This is a genomic window from Rhodoferax sp. UBA5149 (genome assembly GCF_002413825.1).
Taxonomy (GTDB): domain Bacteria; phylum Pseudomonadota; class Gammaproteobacteria; order Burkholderiales; family Burkholderiaceae_C; genus Rhodoferax.
This window is the reverse complement of the sequence record NZ_DHXT01000112.1, coordinates 1-1,505: the sequence shown is the minus strand read 5'-3', so window position 1 is coordinate 1,505 and position 1,505 is coordinate 1. Positions and strand designations below refer to the sequence as shown.

The 1,505-nt window shown below is 61.7% G+C and carries 3 protein-coding genes; 2 read left to right on the top strand and 1 reads right to left on the bottom strand.

The window, feature by feature from the left end:
• Positions 1-27: 27 nt before the first annotated feature.
• Positions 28-153, top strand: a complete 126-nt coding sequence (locus B3V69_RS10155) for a hypothetical protein (protein WP_414707508.1) — start codon at positions 28-30, stop codon at positions 151-153.
• Between the two features lie 18 nt (positions 154-171).
• Here B3V69_RS10155 and B3V69_RS10150 read toward each other — a convergent pair whose 3' ends face one another.
• Positions 172-636 (bottom strand): AP2/ERF family transcription factor, encoded by a 465-nt coding sequence (locus B3V69_RS10150; RefSeq protein ID WP_296446198.1) that lies wholly within the window; start codon positions 634-636, stop codon positions 172-174.
• Between the two features lie 294 nt (positions 637-930).
• Here B3V69_RS10150 and B3V69_RS10145 point away from each other — a divergent pair, with 294 nt between their 5' ends.
• Positions 931-1,488 (top strand): YbhB/YbcL family Raf kinase inhibitor-like protein, encoded by a 558-nt coding sequence (locus B3V69_RS10145; RefSeq protein WP_296446197.1) that lies wholly within the window; start codon positions 931-933, stop codon positions 1,486-1,488.
• The last annotated feature ends 17 nt before the right edge of the window (positions 1,489-1,505 follow it).

Sequence of the window (1,505 nt, the reverse complement as noted above, 5' to 3'; positions counted from 1 at the left end):
TTCTGGCAAATCCACCGGGGCACGCTGGTGCGGGCGCAGGCCATTGAGTCGGTCACGCGCGACGAGGTCGGCAAGACCGGTTTGAGCCTGCGCGGGCTAAAAGATAAATTCGTGGTGAGCCGACTCTATAGCCACTTGTTCAAGGCCATGTGAGGGTCGGCGCGCTGCGCTCTATTTTTTCGGTTTGGGTGCGAGTCGCTTGGCAATCGGATGGTAGAGATAGGGCTTGTCCTTGGCGACGATCAGCATCTCGGTGCGCGCGGCCACCGCCAGCTCGTAGGCCTTTTGGTAGCCGAACTTCGCCACGGAAAATGTTTTGCTGGTGTACCGGCCGCCGTCCAGCGTCAGCTTGGCTTGCCAGATCCCCTCTGGCTGCACCGGCGGTCTGAGAAAGTGCACGCCAGGAACGCCACTGGTATTGTTGGAGCGCTTGTGCTGGCAGAACTCCGCGACGGTCAGCGCCGGCACCTTGGCCAGCTGCTCGTCACGCCACGCGGTGGCGGCCTTCAAGGCCTTGTCTGAACCGCCGTATTTCAGTTCCGGAAAGGTCCGCGCGTGATACTTGCCAGACCGTGAAAAGTGCACGGACCAGTACCAGGTTCCGCCGGTCGTTTGCAGGTGAAAGATGGCGTACATGGCGCAGCGTCTCAATCGCAGGAAGTGGGTTGACCAGCGGACCGGTGCGAGGCATCAATTACTATCATTTTCATAGCTGCTTGCGCATGTTAGTCGGGGGCTGGCGTCTTGTTTGGCACAGGCAAGTCTACCAAGACGCGCGGCCCGTCCGGCGCGCAGGCGCCAGGCCCTTGCGCATTTTCATCTTGAGGGCAAAAATGTGTGAACCCGGCGGCGTGTTTGAAAGCTGCCGCTGTGGCGTTGCGCAGGCAGTATTTGCGCAGGCTGGAGGCCTATTTTTTACAAGGAGTTGGCATGAAACGTACTTTGATTTCTTCCCTCACCGCGCTGGCCGTCACCGGCGGCGTGGCCAACGCGCAGAGTTTCGAGCTCTCCAGCCCCGACATTGCGGCGGGTCAACCCATTGGCCAGCGCTTTGTCTTCAACGGCTTTGGCTGCACCGGGCAAAACATCTCACCCGCTTTGAGCTGGAAGAACGCCCCGGCCGACACCAAGAGCTTTGCCGTGATGGTGCACGACCCCGACGCGCCCACCGGCGGCGCCGGCTTCTGGCACTGGGTGGTGGTGAATCTTCCCGCAACAACGACCTCATTGGCGCAAGGCGCCGGTACTGCCGACGGCAAGCTGTTGCCCACTGGCGCGCAGCAGATTGCGACCGACTTTGGCACCCCCGGCTGGGGCGGCCCGTGCCCACCCGCGGGCGATCCGCCGCACCGCTACAACGTGACGGTGTACGCCCTGAAAGTGGAGAAGCTGGAGTTGCCCAGCAACGCCACGGCCTCGCTGACCGGCTTCATGGTCAACGGCAATACCATCGCCAAGGCCACTTTGAGCGCCCGCTTCGGTCGCTAGTACATCAACACGCAAGT